Origin of the sequence: Owenweeksia hongkongensis DSM 17368 (assembly GCF_000236705.1) — a bacterium.
In the GTDB taxonomy this organism is placed as follows: domain Bacteria; phylum Bacteroidota; class Bacteroidia; order Flavobacteriales; family Schleiferiaceae; genus Owenweeksia; species Owenweeksia hongkongensis.
The window spans coordinates 592,191-608,280 of record NC_016599.1 but is presented as its reverse complement, the minus strand read 5'-3'; the positions used below and the strand labels follow the sequence as shown (position 1 = coordinate 608,280).

13 protein-coding genes are annotated in these 16,090 nt (G+C 40.0%); 9 read left to right on the top strand and 4 right to left on the bottom strand.

Translation table 11 applies throughout. From position 1 onward, the window contains the following. The first annotated feature begins 78 nt into the window (after positions 1 to 78). A complete protein-coding gene (locus OWEHO_RS02785) occupies positions 79 to 570 on the top strand; it encodes a DUF4168 domain-containing protein (protein ID WP_014200940.1) in 492 nt (163 codons plus the stop codon). A gap of 188 nt (positions 571 to 758) precedes the next feature. Here OWEHO_RS02785 and rplI read toward each other — a convergent pair whose 3' ends face one another. Genes rplI through rpsF form a run of 3 tightly spaced genes read right to left on the bottom strand, consistent with a single transcriptional unit; the run spans position 759 to position 1,856 of the window. Further along, positions 759 to 1,208, bottom strand: coding sequence for a 50S ribosomal protein L9 (rplI, locus tag OWEHO_RS02780; RefSeq protein ID WP_014200939.1), 450 nt, complete (start codon positions 1,206 to 1,208; stop codon positions 759 to 761). A gap of 11 nt (positions 1,209 to 1,219) precedes the next feature. Then, complete coding sequence (rpsR, locus tag OWEHO_RS02775) at positions 1,220 to 1,507, bottom strand: 30S ribosomal protein S18 (protein WP_014200938.1); 288 nt, start codon at positions 1,505 to 1,507, stop codon at positions 1,220 to 1,222. Between the two features lie 13 nt (positions 1,508 to 1,520). Continuing rightward, positions 1,521 to 1,856, bottom strand: coding sequence for a 30S ribosomal protein S6 (gene rpsF / locus OWEHO_RS02770; RefSeq protein ID WP_014200937.1), 336 nt, complete (start codon positions 1,854 to 1,856; stop codon positions 1,521 to 1,523). 201 nt (positions 1,857 to 2,057) lie between these two features. Here rpsF and OWEHO_RS02765 point away from each other — a divergent pair, with 201 nt between their 5' ends. Together OWEHO_RS02765 and OWEHO_RS02760 are read left to right on the top strand one after the other, a co-directional pair. Next, positions 2,058 to 3,842, top strand: a complete 1,785-nt coding sequence (locus tag OWEHO_RS02765) for a DNA polymerase III subunit gamma/tau (protein ID WP_014200936.1) — start codon at positions 2,058 to 2,060, stop codon at positions 3,840 to 3,842. 108 nt (positions 3,843 to 3,950) lie between these two features. Continuing rightward, positions 3,951 to 6,188, top strand: coding sequence for an NADP-dependent isocitrate dehydrogenase (locus OWEHO_RS02760; RefSeq protein ID WP_014200935.1), 2,238 nt, complete (start codon positions 3,951 to 3,953; stop codon positions 6,186 to 6,188). Positions 6,189 to 6,277: 89 nt separating this feature from the next. Here the strand turns inward: OWEHO_RS02760 and OWEHO_RS02755 are convergent, their stop codons facing one another. After that, complete coding sequence (locus tag OWEHO_RS02755) at positions 6,278 to 7,948, bottom strand: DUF6909 family protein (RefSeq protein WP_014200934.1); 1,671 nt, start codon at positions 7,946 to 7,948, stop codon at positions 6,278 to 6,280. Between the two features lie 137 nt (positions 7,949 to 8,085). Between OWEHO_RS02755 and OWEHO_RS02750 the strand changes: the two genes are divergently transcribed. From OWEHO_RS02750 to OWEHO_RS02725, 6 genes are all read left to right on the top strand, one after another. After that, positions 8,086 to 10,242, top strand: a complete 2,157-nt coding sequence (locus OWEHO_RS02750; RefSeq protein WP_014200933.1) for a S9 family peptidase — start codon at positions 8,086 to 8,088, stop codon at positions 10,240 to 10,242. A gap of 41 nt (positions 10,243 to 10,283) precedes the next feature. Then, a complete protein-coding gene (locus tag OWEHO_RS02745) occupies positions 10,284 to 11,432 on the top strand; it encodes a T9SS type A sorting domain-containing protein (protein WP_014200932.1) in 1,149 nt (382 codons plus the stop codon). A 4-nt stretch (positions 11,433 to 11,436) separates the two neighbouring features. Further along, entirely contained in the window at positions 11,437 to 11,826 is a 390-nt protein-coding gene (locus OWEHO_RS02740; RefSeq protein ID WP_014200931.1) for an acyl-CoA thioesterase, read from the top strand. A gap of 84 nt (positions 11,827 to 11,910) precedes the next feature. Then, complete coding sequence (locus OWEHO_RS02735; RefSeq protein WP_014200930.1) at positions 11,911 to 12,918, top strand: 3-oxoacyl-ACP synthase III family protein; 1,008 nt, start codon at positions 11,911 to 11,913, stop codon at positions 12,916 to 12,918. A gap of 177 nt (positions 12,919 to 13,095) precedes the next feature. Continuing rightward, a complete protein-coding gene (locus OWEHO_RS02730; protein WP_014200929.1) occupies positions 13,096 to 14,481 on the top strand; it encodes a T9SS type A sorting domain-containing protein in 1,386 nt (461 codons plus the stop codon). 206 nt (positions 14,482 to 14,687) lie between these two features. Next, positions 14,688 to 16,079, top strand: coding sequence for a T9SS type A sorting domain-containing protein (locus OWEHO_RS02725; RefSeq protein ID WP_014200928.1), 1,392 nt, complete (start codon positions 14,688 to 14,690; stop codon positions 16,077 to 16,079). Positions 16,080 to 16,090 lie beyond the last annotated feature (11 nt).

Here is a 16,090-nt window from a genome sequence, read left to right as displayed (position 1 = left end):
ACCTTCTTATTATTTGGGATTGACTATTCTAATCCTTATTGTTGGCCTATAATTGAATTATAAATCAAAATTACTTTTATGACCAATATGGTTAGATCTCTTTTAGTAACAGGATGTACAACTTTAGCTTTGATGCTAAGCTCTACTGATGCTGCTGCCCAGCAGACCACTGCTATGCCGCAAGTAACTCAGGCTAAAGATTACAGCGATGCAGAGCTTCAAAAGTTTGCCGATGCTACTAAGGAAGTACAACAATTACAGATGGCAACACAGCAGCAAATGGCTGCCGCCATTCAAAAAGAAGGAATGGATCCAATGAAGTTTCAGCAAATGGCTCAAGCACAGCAAAGCCAAGCCGAGGCTACTCAAGAATATACTGAAGAAGAGCAGCAAGCTTATGCCAATGCGATGAAGGTGGTAATGAGTATGCAGCAAGATGTGCAAGCTAAAATGCAAACTAAGCTTCATGAAAATGACATGACCATGCAAGAATATCAAACTATGGCTATGGCCATTCAGCAATCGCCAGAAATGACGCAGAAAGTAAAAGATATGATGGCTGAATCATAGCTCATCTATTATCTAAGCAAATCTCGGCATGACTTATATTGAGCTCTGCCGAGATTTTTTTTTTAGTCTTAGCAGATAATGAACTGTCCTTTACAAAGTATGTAATCTCACAAATCCTCAAATAATATCGCACAAAAAACCCCCGACAAATGCCGAGGGTTTCTATATTCTAAATAGTGTTTAGCTAATTAAGCTTCACCTACTACTTCAAAGTCAAAATCTACAACTACCTCACGATGCAAACGAATTTTTGCTTGGTAAGGACCTGTAGCTTTTACAGTACCACCTTGAATCTGGATGTACTTTCTGTCGATATGGTGACCCATTTTAGAAAGCTCATCAGCAAGGTTTGCATTGTTGATAGATCCGAAAAGTTTGTTACCCTTACCAACTTTGGTAGTGATTTTCATTTTCTGATCGTTCAACTGAGCAGCAACTTTTTGTGCTTCTTCGATTTCCTTAGCTTCTTTGTGCTTACGTTGCTTGATGTTTTCAGCAAGCATCTTTTTAGCACCAGGGGTAGCTTGTACCGCTACTCCTGAAGGAATAAGGAAGTTACGACCGTATCCTGGTCTTACTTCTACGATATCATCCTTGTAGCCAAGGTTTTCTACGTCTTGTTTCAGTATCAATTCCATAGCTCTCGGTCTTATTTAAGGTTATCAGCTACATAAGGCATCAAAGCCAGGTGACGTGCACGCTTGATGGCTCTGGCAACTTTACGCTGGTATTTCAATGATGTTCCGGTAATTCTTCTTGGCAAAATTTTACCTTGCTCATTTACAAACTGAAGAAGGAACTTTGTGTCTTTGTAGTCTACGTACTTAAGTCCGTAACGTAGGAAGCGATCATACTTCTCTCTCTTACCTGTATCAATTTTAAGAGGCTGAAGATATCTGATTTCGGATTGATTCGATCCGGTTTCTAATTCACTCATGATTCAAAAATTTTTAGGCGTTTTGCAATTTCTTTCTTCTGTTCTTGGCAAACTCTACGTGATGCTTATCCATTTTCATGGTAAGAAAACGCATAATGCGCTCGTCACGCTTCATGTCCACTTCTAGTGGAGCAATGATTTCACCAGGAGCCTGAAATTCTAGTAGGAAATAAAAACCACTTCTCTTGTGCTCGATTGCGTAGGCCATTTTCTTTAGCCCCCAATCTTCTTCGTGAAGTACTTTTCCATCCTTACTTTCAATAAGGCCTTTAAACTTCTGTACCGTTTCCCTTACCTGCTCAGGAGATAAGACGGGATTCATGATGAAAACGGTTTCGTACTGATTCATCTGTTAAAGATTTAATTATTAATATATTATCCTCTTTTATCCAAAAAGGACGGCAAAAGTAAGGAATTTTCATTAACCAAGCAGCGTCATTTCGTTATTTACCTCCCCTATTCTTAATAATAGAAATATGCGTAAACCTACTTCTTCCTAACTTTTCAACAAGCACTTCTATCTGAAGGTAGCTTTTCTATATTTGCCCCGATGGAAAATTTCATTGTCTCTGCACGTAAATATCGCCCTCAGGCATTTGATGAAGTAGTAGGTCAGCAGCACGTAACTAACACGTTGCTTAATGCTATCAACCAAAATCATCTAGCACAAGCGCTGTTGTTTACCGGCCCTCGTGGGGTTGGTAAAACTACCTGTGCGCGTATTCTCGCTAAGATGATTAATAGCGAAGAAGCTACAGGCGATGATCAGGATTTTTCATTCAATATATTTGAGCTCGATGCAGCTTCAAATAACTCCGTAGACGATATCCGAAACCTGATTGATCAGGTACGCTTTGCTCCTCAGGTGGGAAATTACAAGGTGTATATCATTGACGAGGTTCACATGCTTTCTCAGGCAGCTTTTAATGCCTTCCTTAAAACGTTGGAAGAGCCGCCAGCTCACGCCATTTTTATTTTGGCCACTACCGAGAAGCACAAGATTATCCCAACCATTTTGAGCCGCTGTCAAATTTTTGACTTCAAACGCATTACTGTTGAGGATACAGCTAAACACTTAAAAGGTGTAGCTGAAAAAGAAGGAATAACAGCAGATAGTGAAGCACTTCATATTATCGCTCAAAAAGCTGACGGAGCGCTACGTGATGCTCTTTCTATTTTTGATCGTATTGTTTCCTTTTCAGGGAAAAACATCACTTACAATGATGTAATCACCAACCTTCGAATTTTAGACTATGATTATTATTTCCGTACCACGGATTTAATCCTTGCCGGAGACCGCTCAGGGCTGCTACTTATTTTTAATGAAATATTGGACAACGGTTTTGACGGACACCTTTTTGCCAATGGTTTGGCTGCGCACTTTAGGGATTTATTGGTTTGTCAGGATCCTAAAACATTACAATTATTAGAAGTTGGCGAAAGCACCAAGGCTCGGTATGGCCAACAGTCTAAACAAGTTGACCCCATGTTTTTGCTTAGGGGTTTAAAACTCCTGGGAGAGGTGGATGTGAAGTACAAAGGCAGTAATAATGCCCGACTGCTCGTAGAGCTTTCTCTACTTCAGCTTTCGCAATTGGTTCATGGTGAGCCCGAAAAAAAAAAGCCTAGTCCTGAGGTAAATAGAAAGTCAGAAGTCGGGGGTCATAAGCTAGGAATTGATATTCCAAAGGCGGAAGAAAGACAACCACAAGCTACAAGCCACATACCGCAAACAGCTAACTCCACCCCTCCTGCTCCACAGCCCGTGCAGGAAAAAAGTGCAAGCTATAAACCAGAACCAAGTGTTACCCCTGCCACCCCAGCTAAGAAAACGGCTACCACTCCTGGTAAGCTGAAAAAAAGGAGAAGTTCATTTTCAATTTCCGGAAGCCTGGAGGGAAAAGCAACCGCAGAAGGCGAAGAAGAATCAGATGTTGACGAAACCGCCATCAACCCGGCTTTACCAAAAGATGCTTTTGACGAAGCCCAGTTTACCAATATTTGGAATGAGTACATCGAGCATGTGAAAGGCCAAGGTCATCAGCGTATCTACAGCACTTTGGCTAATAAAACCATTAAGCTAAAGGAGAATTTCACCATAGAGCTTCATCTCGAAAATGAAATACAAGATTCTTATTTTACTGAGGGGAAAGCGGATATTTTAAAATACGTTCGGCAAAAGCTGAATAATTTTTCTGTTCAATTTGAGATTTCAATAATTAAGAGTGCCAAAAAACTGGAGCCTTACAGCCCACAAGAAAAGTTTCAATATTTGGCTGAAAAGAACCCCAACCTCTTAATTCTAAAGCAAAAACTAGATCTTGACATTGAGTAAATATTCAATTTATACAGTTTATTACTTTTGCATTTCTTCAGATTAAAATTTAGCGGAAAACCATATTATATCGGGCCTATTTTGGCCTTTAATATTTAATACAATACCATGACACAGACACCAAAAATCATTTACACCAAAACGGACGAAGCTCCAGCATTGGCTACCTATTCTTTGCTACCTATTATTAGTGCCTACACTGATACGGCTGGCGTAGAAGTAGAAACCCGGGACATTTCCTTAGCGGGAAGAATTCTTGCTTTGTTTCCTGATTTTTTGAATGATGATCAAAAAGTAGGCGATGCGTTGGCAGAACTTGGTGCTCTTGCTAAAACTCCGGAAGCCAACATTATTAAGCTTCCAAATATTAGTGCCTCTATTCCACAATTGGAAGCTGCTATTAAAGAACTTCAGAGTAAAGGTTACAACCTTCCTGACTACCCTAAAGATCCACAAACAGAGGCTGAAAAGGCAATTCGTGCGAAATATGATAAAGTAAAAGGTAGTGCTGTGAACCCAGTTCTTCGTGAAGGAAACTCTGACCGTAGAGCTCCTCGTGCAGTAAAGCAATATGCTCAAAAACATCCACACAGAATGGGTGCCTGGAGCAGTGACTCTAAGTCTCACGTAGCTAGTATGAGCCACGGTGATTTTTATGGAAGCGAAAAATCAGTCACCGTTCCTGCCGCTACTGATGTGAAAATTGAATTTTTTGGCGATGATGGAAATAAGCGTGTTCTAAAAGAAAAAACATCTCTCCTTGCCGGAGAAATTATTGATGCATCTGTGATGAGCAGTGAAGCTTTGAAGGAATTCTTAGCTAAGCAAATTGAAGACGCCAAGGAAAAAGATGTGTTGTTTTCATTGCACATGAAGGCCACCATGATGAAGGTTTCTGATCCAATCATTTTTGGAACTGCCGTTAAAATTTTCTTTGCTGATGTATTTGCAAAACACGCTGAAACATTAGAGTCTATTGGTGTAGATGTGAATAATGGTTTTGGTGATTTACTTGCTAAAATTGAAACCCTTCCAGCTGATCAAAAAGCAGAAATTGAAGCTGATATTAAAGAAGTGTATGCAAAGCGCCCGGATGTAGCCATGGTAAATTCCGATAAAGGCATTACCAATCTACATGTGCCAAGTGATGTAATTATTGATGCATCAATGCCTGCGATGATTCGTACTTCGGGACAAATGTGGGATAAAGATGGAAAGCAAAAAGATACCAAAGCAGTAATTCCAGACAGAAGCTACGCTGGTATTTACCAAGAAACTATTGACTTCTGTAAAGAGTATGGAGCATTTGACCCAACTACCATGGGAAGTGTTTCTAATGTAGGTTTGATGGCTCAAAAAGCTGAAGAATACGGCTCTCATGACAAGACTTTCCAAATGACAGCAAACGGAGCTGTAAAGGTAATTGACGCCAATGGCGATGTACTTTTGGAGCATCCCGTAAAGCAAGGTGATATTTGGAGAATGTGCCAAACAAAAGATGCACCCGTAGAAGACTGGGTAAAGCTTGCTGTAAATCGCGCTAGAGCTACTGGTAATCCTGCAATTTTTTGGTTGGATAAAAACCGTGCGCACGATGCTGAGATTATCAAGAAAGTAGAAAAGTACTTACCAAATCACGATACAAACGGTTTAGATATTCAAATCCTTGCTCCTGTTGATGCCACTCGTTTTTCACTGGAGAGAATCAAAGAAGGAAAGGACACCATTTCTGTAAGTGGAAACGTACTGCGTGATTACTTAACTGACCTCTTCCCTATTTTAGAAGTTGGTACTTCGGCCAAAATGCTTTCTATCGTTCCATTGATGAATGGCGGAGGATTGTTTGAAACCGGAGCTGGTGGTTCTGCACCAAAACACGTAGAGCAGTTTGTAGAAGAAAACCACTTGCGTTGGGATTCCTTGGGCGAATTTTTAGCACTTGCTGTTTCATTAGAGCACCTGGGGCAAACCTTTAATAACCCAAGAGCTCTGATTCTTGGTGAAACTTTGGATGAAGCTACTGCTAAGTTTTTGGATAATGACAAGTCGCCTTCGCGTAAAGCAGGAGAACTTGACAACCGTGGAAGCCACTTTTATTTGGCGATGTACTGGGCAGAAGCCTTGGCTAAGCAAACCAAAGATGCTGAGTTACAAACAGCTTTTAAAGCTATTTCGCAAGACCTAGCTGCCAATGAAGAAACAATTGTAAACGAATTGAATTCTGTGCAAGGACAGCCAGTAGATATTGATGGCTATTACAAAGGTGATGATGCTAAGATTTCTGCAGCAATGCGCCCAAGTAACACCTTAAACTCTATTTTGGAAAAGATTTCTGCTGCGGTTTAGAGCGAAATCCTTTTTGAAAAATACTTCTCAATTCCGCTCAATGTGACCTAATTCATGTCGCATTTGAGCGGAATCTTTTTTTAGCACAGTTAAGAAAGTATCTTCTCCAAAATCTGCTGCGTAATCCAATACGTAGGCTTCACTCCTTCTATACCCAAACTTCCTGATGAAAGTGTACTTCCTGTTACCAGCGGATTATCAGAAGCGTAATAAGCATAGCGCACTTTCACATCAGGGCTAATACTTTCACGAATTTGTGCTGCACTTTGTATAGCTTTTTGATAATGAGCGCCTTCCATTTCCAGCCCGATGGCATTCCAGGTAGATGTTAAAAAATGCTGCAGCACATCCCTATTTTGAAGGCTTGTTCCCAGCACCGTAATCATGGGACCGGCAAAAATTGGAATACCGCTACCTTTAAAATCTTCAGGCGATAAATCATTTTCAAAAGGATAATTATCAGCAGTTCCTTCAAACACATGAGCGGTAGGAATCATTAAATCTCCTTTCTTACCTTCAAGTATACCAGCCTTCCCCATCACATTGATTGACTGAATATTAAGTGGTGTTGCTGAATTTTCTACTTCAAAAGGTTTTAGCAGTTCGTCCATGCATTCATAGGCCTGTTCGCCAAAGGCATAATCCATCACAATAAGTACGGGGTTGTCATCTCCAGTTTTATAATTCTTTAAGTATGGAAGCTTAGCAAAGTCTAACTTTTCGGAGTCAATTATTTGTACGCTAAGATTGGTGCCTGAGGCGTCACCCAAGTAATACAAACCATTTTTACCCGCATATTTCTGAATGACATCTGCAGCTTTTCCTGTTTTATCTGCACCAGTATATTCAGCCAAGTCCATCAGGTTTTCAAACTTGTTTTCTTTCAGTGCTTCAAAACCATAAAGCGCATTCATCACACTATGAAGGTTGGCACTTATGATATGTATTGGCCTATGTAGCCAATCTTTCTCCGCCAAAAATCGTTTTATGGCCGTGGCCCAGACTTCACCATATACATGATGCCCTACCACTTCACGTAATTTGGCAGAAACCTTAATCTCTCGCTTGGGCTTATCTTCAGATTCCTCAATCGCCAATTGACCAAGCCAGTAAGCAAAGTGATATAAATTATTACATCCGTAGCTTTTCTTAAACCCCTCTACTGCTACTTGAGTTTCGGTAACCGTGCGGCCCAAAACATTACTCAAGTACACCAAGGCCTGCTTCTCCTCTATTTCTTTATCGTTTTCAAGCTTGGTCACCACTTCAGCCAATTGCTTCCAATTATCTGTGGTTTTTCCTCGCTGATCGATAGCGTGATTTTTAATTTTCTCCGCTTCTATATACAAAAATGTAAGGTGAGTAAGAATATCATAAATGTCACTGCGGCCGCGACTCATCTCCACATACATGCGGTCTTTGTCTATACGGTAGCAATTTCTTCTTCGCTTTAGCGGAATAAATGGCGTGTAGCCAGCCTGTTCAAAACCTTCGCGGGCCACCAGTTGAATAAACCTACATTCTTCAATGCCTTTCGGTAAACGCTCAGCTACATACAGCAAACCGTTTAGCTCTACCCTCTCTGGGTCGGTAATGTCGCCATATATTTCCGGCTTTAGCGTAAGTAAAGCTTCCTTCAAAGATTCACCACTTATACCCATTGGTTTATAAAACCCACGGATAAATAGATGACGCATAGTGATATAAAGGCGCTCAATGGCTGCTCGTGATTCGCGTGATCGTTGTTTGGAGTATGGCATATTTAGAGTTTCAAATTTTAGAATTTTATTGTCAATCCAGCAACAGGATTGCAATCTAAGCTTATTAAGATAGGGAAAATTCAGAATGATTCAGGTTACTTACTTTTGCCCACCTTATAATTTAATGTAAATAAAACATGAAGCAATTAGTTCTGCTTTTTACCCTTATAACTTCTATTGCAGTAGGTCAGCAAAAAACCTTCACTATGGAGGATGCTGTGCTGAATCAACATAGAAACCTCGCTCCAAAGAGGTTACAGCAATTACAATGGATTCCCGAGAGTAACAGCTTTAGTTATGTCGAGAAAAAGGAAGAGGAAACCCAGCTAATACTGGGGAATGCAGAAGAAGATGATAAAGCTCAAAGTGTACTTACTCTTTCTACTTTAAATGAAAAATTGAGTGAAATAGACGGGCCAAAATGCCGCAGATTTCCTTCATTAACCTGGATAGATGCTACCATATTTACATTTGAAGACAATCAAAATGTGTATCGGTTCAATCTTAGTGAAAATAAAGTGGAAAAAACGGACAGCCTGGAACTTCCCGCGAAAGCGGAAAACCGGGACTATGCGCCAAATACTGGACACATCGCTTATACCGTAGAAAACAACCTTTACATTTTAAAAGGCGATGAAGTAGTAGCCGTTTCTGTAAATAAAAACAAAGGCATAGTAAGCGGACAAACCGTTTCCCGAAGCGAGTTTGGAATCACTCATGGAATCTTTTGGAGCCCTGATGGAACCAAATTGGCCTATTATGTAAAAGATGAAAGCGAGGTAACAGGCTACCCCATCGTAGACTGGACGACCAAACCGGCTACTGTAGAATATATAAAGTACCCGATGGCTGGAACAGATAAAACGGAGAAGATTTCTGTAAACGTTTACGATGTAAATTCCGGTAAAACCACCACTTTGAAAACTGGCGAGCCAAACACGCAATACTTGACCAACGTGGCTTGGGGGCCAAAAAGTGAGAAGATTTATATCGCACACCTAAACCGCGATCAAAACCACATGGAGCTAAAAATCTATGATGCTCTAAATAGTGATTTTGAGAAAGTACTATTTGAAGAAAAGAGTGAACGCTATGTGGAACCCCAGCATCCGGTACATTTTGTAAAAGGAAATGATGATCAATTTATTTGGGAAAGTAGTCGCAGCGGATTCAACCATTTGTACCTGTACAATACCAAGGGAAAGCTTGTAAAGCAGATCACCAAAGGCAATTGGGAAGTAACCGGATTTGAGGGTTTTGATAAAGACGGCAAAAATGTGTTTTACACTTCTACCGCTACCAGCCCGCTAAACCGTGATTTGTACAAGGTTTCAATAAAAGGTGGAAAACCCACTCGCCTTACGGCAAATGAAGGAACCCACATGCCAAAACTCAATGATGCAGGAACTTACTTTATTGACAATTTTTCGAGCACAGAAGTACCGTGGAGAAGCCAAATCATTGGGACCAACAATAAAGTAAACTACACTTTGATAGATTCAGATAACCCGCTTACCGATTATAAATTGGGTGAAATGAACCTATTTACCATAAAGGACAAAGATGGCGGTGACTTGTATTGCAGAATGTATTTGCCAACAGATTTTGACAGTACAAAAACCTACCCTGTTATCGTGTATTTGTACGGAGGGCCGCACGCCCAGATGATCCGCAACTACTGGGGTGGCGGTGGTAATCTTTGGTACCAATACATGGCTCAGCGTGGTTTCATCGTTTGGACGCTCGACAATCGAGGCTCCGGAAACCGTGGTCAAGCTTGGGAGCAAAATACTTTCCGTCAACTGGGAACTGTAGAAATGGAAGACCAAATGCAGGGCCTAGAATATTTGAAAAGCAAAAGTTATGTGGATACAAACCGCATGGGAATTCACGGATGGAGCTTTGGGGGATTCATGACCATGAGCATGATGAGTCGCAATCCTGGAGTATTTAAAGCTGGCGTTGCCGGTGGCCCTGTGATTGACTGGAGTTTTTATGAAGTAATGTACACCGAACGCTATATGGACACTCCTGAGCAAAATCCTGAAGGATTTGAAGCCAGTAACCTAATCAACCACATTGATGATTTAGAGGGAAAACTACTTATCATTCACGGAAGTAGCGATGACGTGGTAGTGTGGCAGCATACTCAAATGTATTTGAAAGCTGCGGTAGAAAAAGGAAAGCAAGTGGATTACTTTGATTACCCAATGCACAAACACAATGTACGTGGCAAAGACCGCGTGCACTTGATGCAAAAGGTGACGGACTATTTTATGGATTATTTGAAATAATTAGCAAAACGCTAAGTTTAAATATTCTTAAAAACTAACAATTGAGAGCATTACCCACTTCCCTTTTTCTTCTCATTCTATCATGTATCCTTTCTGCCCAGGTAAGCAAAAGGATTGTAAGCTATGATTTTGCATTACAACTATATGACACAATTCCAGGAGTGCTTTATGATTCAACTTTAGCTGAAGATTTTGTTAGTGGCGACAATCGTGGAAATTCAATAGTTCAGCTGCCAAGTCAGCCTGTATTTCCATTGGCCCTGAACCCCAACTATTCAGAAAGGTTTCCGGCAGCTGATTCTTTTAATGTAGATAAATATCCTTTTAGTAGTAGTGTTGCCCTGAGGGTTGTAACAAATGATTCAATTACCAACAACTGCTCGGGAAGTTTGGTAAGTCACAACTTAGTCCTTACCGCCAATCATTGTTTTAGTTATTTTATTAATGATACCTCCACCCCGAACTTTTACGTATTTCCGGCTTTTAACAATGGTAAAGCAAACGCTTTATTTGATTCAGTAAGGGTTTCTAAACTATTCTATTTTGAAGGAAGCGACTTAGCCTTTGCTTTGTTGGAAGAATCTATCGGGTACAACACAGGTTGGATTGGCTTTGGATATGCACGAGATAGCATACTCCACAATAAACTATTTCATAAAATCAGCTACCCAGCTTACGATATATTTGGAACTAAAAATTTCAATGGCGATACCATGTTTTATGAAAATGGATATTTAAACGTTTTTTTAGATCAATATCTTGGCGTAACAGATGTTACTGGTATGGGTGGTCAAAGTGGAAGTTCTTGGTTCACTTTCAAAATCTTACCAATTACTTACGGAGTTACCTCTTCAGCGCATCAATTCAGACATCAACGAATAACCCCCGAAGAGTTTTACAGCATAACAAACATTCAAAAAGATTTATCAGAGCCTGAACCTCCCTTGCCTGTTTCATTAAAGGTTTTCCCTAACCCAGCAAAAGACCATATTAGGCTTATTCTACCTTCGGATATATTAATGCAGAACATGAGTATTTTCAATTCTGCTGGATTTAAAACATCTGCTTCATATACATCTAGGGAAAATGAAATTAGGATTGACCTGAGCAACCATGCAAATGGATTGTATTTTATTCAGTTAGAGTCTGACCAAAGAGTTTATACACACAAAATTCTGATTACTCGATAATATTATGACTGCCAAACACTCCATTTCATTTACTGTAAGGGATAGCGAAATAGACGACATGGGCCATGTAAATAATGTGGTTTACCTAAAGTGGGTGCAGGATGTAGCTATTTCGCATTGGTATTCTGTGGCTGAACCAGATGATTTGGAAAACTATAAATGGGTGGTTCGCAGGCATGAACTGGATTACCTTAAAGCCGCTATGCCTAATGACATTATTACCGCTACCACTTGGATTGAAAGCCTGGAAGGTGTGAGTAGTATAAGGATGGTGGAAATAAAAAGAGGTGACACTATTTTAGCGAAAGCGAAAACCACATGGATAATGCTGGACGCAAAAACAGGAAGACCCGCCAGAGTAACTCAAAAAATGCAGGATTCCTTTTTAATATAAAATCAATATTTTTCGACCAAAATCTAAAAGCCCTGCTCCCATTGGGTTTTTAATACTAATTTGTAGAGACTAAACCATTACTATATGTTACAATCGAGAATTGCCGGGGTAGGTCATTACGTGCCTGAAAACGTGGTTACTAATGAGGATCTATCCAAATTGATGGATACCAATGATGCGTGGATACAAGAACGAACCGGGATAAAAGAGCGCAGATGGATTGATCCAAAAACGGATGTCACTACTGCAACCATGGGTACAGAAGCTGCCCGAAAAGCCATAAAAAATGCAGGTATCACACCTGATGATGTTGACTTTATAATCTTTGCTACCCTATCCCCTGACTATTATTTTCCTGGACCTGGCGTACAAGTTCAGCAGGCATTGGGTATAGCCGAAATTGGTGCCCTTGACGTAAGGAATCAATGCTCTGGGTTTATATATGCGCTTTCTATTGCTGATAAATTCATAAAAACCGGAACATACAAAAACGTGCTGGTAATAGGTTCGGAAAACCATAGTGGCGGTTTGGACAAAACCACTCGTGGTCGTGGTGTTTCTGTTATTTTTGGTGATGGAGCCGGTGCGGTACTCATGCAACCTACCGAAGATAAAAACAAAGGTGTGCTCACCACACATCTACATTCTGAGGGACAACACGCTAAAGAATTGGCCCTTATTGGCCCAAGCACCTCACATTGGGTAGATAAAATGCTTGCTGAAAACGATCCTGAAGACACAAGTTATTATCCATACATGAATGGAAACTTCGTGTTCAAACATGCAGTTACTCGTTTTCAGGAAGTGATACATGAAGCACTGAACGCTACGGATCTAAAAGTTGAGGATATTGATCTATTAATTCCGCATCAGGCTAACTTGAGAATTAGCCAGTTTATTCAGCAAAAAATGCAACTGCCGAATGAGAAGGTTTTCAATAACATTCAGAAGTATGGAAATACTACCGCTGCTTCTATCCCTATCGCGCTAAGCGAAGCTGTGGAGCAAGGAAAACTAAAAGATGGTGATTTGCTTTGCCTGGCTGCTTTTGGGAGTGGGTTTACTTGGGCAAGTACACTTATTCGTTGGTAAACAATTATTATATTACATATATTTTGAAAGGCTGAGAATTAGATAATCCTCAGCCTTTTTTATGTTCATTATTTTGTATGCTATCGAATAAGAAATAATGTTAAAATGTGAAATATCTATTGTCTTTCTAAGGAGCCATTGTATATTCACATCACTTTATAAACTAAAACATACGATATGAAAAAACTAATTACTCTTCTCAGTTTAATCTTATTTACGGGCTATACGGCCAACGCTTCCCACGCTATGGGTGGGGAAATTACAGTAACTGTAGATAATAATAACGTGGCTCACGTTACTTTAACAATTTACAGGGACGCAAACACTGGTACCGCAGCCCTTTCGAACTCCAGCTTTGTTGCGCTGGAATCAATTTCTTCCCCCTCTTCTCCTACTCAAAATATCCCTGTTACCAGAACAACCCTTGATACACTTCCGTCAAATTATCCTACCGAACGACATGTGTACACAGGATCCATTCAATTAACATCAAATGGTACCTATCTGGTCTCTTGGAGCATTTGTTGTAGGAATGCATCTATTATAAACTTTAATAACCCTTCCAGTTATAATTTGTATTTAAAAACTGAATTCACATCCTACTCTAGTACTCAAAGTAGTACCCCTATCTTTTTAAATGCTCCAATGGTAAGCTTTCCTTTGGATACGATGTGGACCTATAATCCTTTGCCATACAGCACATCCGGAGATTCACTTTACTGGTCTATTGATGTACCTCTTTCAGCTCCTTACCAAGCAGTACAAGGGTACATTGCTCCTGCCGCAAATGTGAATGGTCCTTTTACAATGAACCCTAATACAGGTCTGATTACATGGTGGCCCTCGCAAATCGGTAACTATGCTGTTTCAATACTTGTCGAAGAATTTAGTTCAGGAACTAAGATCGCTGAAATACGCAGAGACATGCAGTTTAGTGTGTTTCCTGATACTTCAAGCATGCAATTCTCATCACCAAACTCTCTCTCGCTTGCAAATGGAAATCCATTTGACAATGTAATTGCTGGGGCACCATATAGTTTAACTTTTGAATTAGCCTCAAACGACAACAATGCCGCTTTAAATTTAATTGGAACAGGAGAGCCGTTGGAACTTTCTCAAAGTAACGCAAGCTTCCAAACCCAAACTACTTCAAATAATAGCATAGAAGGCACATTTACCTGGCACCCTAGCTTGTCTGATATAAGAACTAAACCTTATGTATTGAACATTAGAGCAACGGACGGTGCATACAATTATGATTTTAGTGTAGAACTATATCTAAATACTGGAGTTGGCTTGGATGAATCTACATTGCTTTCTAATAACATGAGTATTTACCCAAACCCAAGTAATGGAAATATAAAGCTGAGCTTAAAACAGGTGCCGAAGAGTGAATGCACTTTTGAAGTATTAAACCTTCAAGGGCAAAGAATTCAAGAAATACAAATTGACCGTAATTCACTGATGCAAGGAGCACAATTGAATATTGACGCTGCTCCTGGAACTTATATCATCCGCCTCAAAGGTGAAGAGGCTCAAAGCAAGGTTTTTGTTATTCAATAGGATTGGTTTCAAATATCTATACCTCAATCATGTATCAAAAGCAGTCCAGCAGGGCTGCTTTTTTTGTTTGTGATAACTATTTAGTTGAAATGACATGATGAAGATCTTTAAATCAGATTACTTGCACTTAACTAAATCACTGTTTCCATCACAAATGATACTTCTTAACTTACTCATTATTAACCCCCATTAAAATTCTTTGAAATATGAAAAAGATTATACTTTTTTTAGCCCTTTTTACAGCTACATGCTTTACAGCAAAAGCAACGCACCTTATGGGTGGCGAGATTGTAGTTGGTGTAGACAGTACAAATAAAGCCTATATAGTGATGACGCTTTATAGAGACATAACCCCGAGTACAGCAACACTTTCAGCAACACAAACTCTTGACCTTAGCTTAATATCCAACCCTAGTGCTTCCGGCATATCGGTGCAGCTTAGTCGAGTTAATATTGACACGCTTCCCTCCTTTTATCCTGTTGAAAGGCATATTTATACAGGTACTGTTCAGCTGGCTCAAAATGGAAAGTTCAGACTTCAATGGAGTCTGTGTTGCAGAAATCATGCAATAGACAATTCCACTAACCCGGGTAGCGAGTCTATGACCCTATATACAGAATTTACGTCTTATACCAGCACAAACAGTGCTTCACCTGTATTTCTAAATGCCCCCGTAGTGAGCTTTCCATTAGATACTTTGTGGAACTATAATCCACTGCCTTTTGATGTTGATGGAGACTCCTTACACTGGTCGATTGACACGCCCGTATCTACTTTCCCGAACTATATAGTGGGGTATACCACACCACCAGGAAACGCTAATGGACCACTTACCATGGATTCTCAAACAGGGCAAATAACCTGGTCTCCATCTCAAGTTGGCAATTATGTGATTTCTATTCTGGTAGAAGAGTTTAGATCAGGCGTACAAATTGGGGAAATCAGACGCGATATGCAGTTTATAGTAATTCCGGATACTGTAAATATGCAGCTGGTGTTACCTAATTCTCTCACCGTAAATAATAATGGTGTGGGTTCGACCAACCTGCAAGGTGGTAATTCAAGTCAGTTAACCTTTGAATTAACATCTAGCTATTCTTTAGCTCAACTCAATATGGAAGCAACTGGCGATCCATTTGAAATTCCAGGTTCAGATGCCGATTTTCAAGTTCAAACTACCACAGGCCCAAACATTAAAGGAAATTTTAGCTGGACCCCGACTATTAATGATGTAAGACCTTTACCGTATCGCCTCACCATTAGAGCCATAGACAAAAAGTTTGCCTATGATTTTACTGTGTTACTTAATGTGAAAAAATCTACCGTGGGAATTGATGAAAATGGCTTGTCAATAGAAGGATTAAGTCTTTACCCCAACCCTAATGATGGTAGGGTAAATTTAGTTTTGAGTCAAGTAGCGAATGATAAGGTTACCATTGAAATACTGAACCTAAAAGGACAGCGCGTTAAGGAGGTAACGATGGATAAAACTTCTCTAGAAAATGGAGCTGAACTAAATATAGATGCTGCGCCAGGTACTTATATCCTGCGCCTTAAAGGTGAGGAATACCAAAGCAAAGTATTTGTCATTCAATAAAGGTTTGGTTT

Coding starts and splice junctions, on each gene's coding strand:
- OWEHO_RS02755 (WP_014200934.1), bottom strand. CDS start 7,948: ATGCCATACTCCAAACAACGATCACGCGAATCACGAGCAGCCATTGAG.
- OWEHO_RS02785 (WP_014200940.1), top strand. CDS start 79: ATGACCAATATGGTTAGATCTCTTTTAGTAACAGGATGTACAACTTTA.
- rplI (WP_014200939.1), bottom strand. CDS start 1,208: ATGGAATTGATACTGAAACAAGACGTAGAAAACCTTGGCTACAAGGAT.
- OWEHO_RS02740 (WP_014200931.1), top strand. CDS start 11,437: ATGACTGCCAAACACTCCATTTCATTTACTGTAAGGGATAGCGAAATA.
- OWEHO_RS02735 (WP_014200930.1), top strand. CDS start 11,911: ATGTTACAATCGAGAATTGCCGGGGTAGGTCATTACGTGCCTGAAAAC.
- OWEHO_RS02725 (WP_014200928.1), top strand. CDS start 14,688: ATGAAAAAGATTATACTTTTTTTAGCCCTTTTTACAGCTACATGCTTT.
- OWEHO_RS02750 (WP_014200933.1), top strand. CDS start 8,086: ATGAAGCAATTAGTTCTGCTTTTTACCCTTATAACTTCTATTGCAGTA.
- rpsF (WP_014200937.1), bottom strand. CDS start 1,856: ATGAATCAGTACGAAACCGTTTTCATCATGAATCCCGTCTTATCTCCT.
- OWEHO_RS02765 (WP_014200936.1), top strand. CDS start 2,058: ATGGAAAATTTCATTGTCTCTGCACGTAAATATCGCCCTCAGGCATTT.
- OWEHO_RS02760 (WP_014200935.1), top strand. CDS start 3,951: ATGACACAGACACCAAAAATCATTTACACCAAAACGGACGAAGCTCCA.
- rpsR (WP_014200938.1), bottom strand. CDS start 1,507: ATGAGTGAATTAGAAACCGGATCGAATCAATCCGAAATCAGATATCTT.
- OWEHO_RS02730 (WP_014200929.1), top strand. CDS start 13,096: ATGAAAAAACTAATTACTCTTCTCAGTTTAATCTTATTTACGGGCTAT.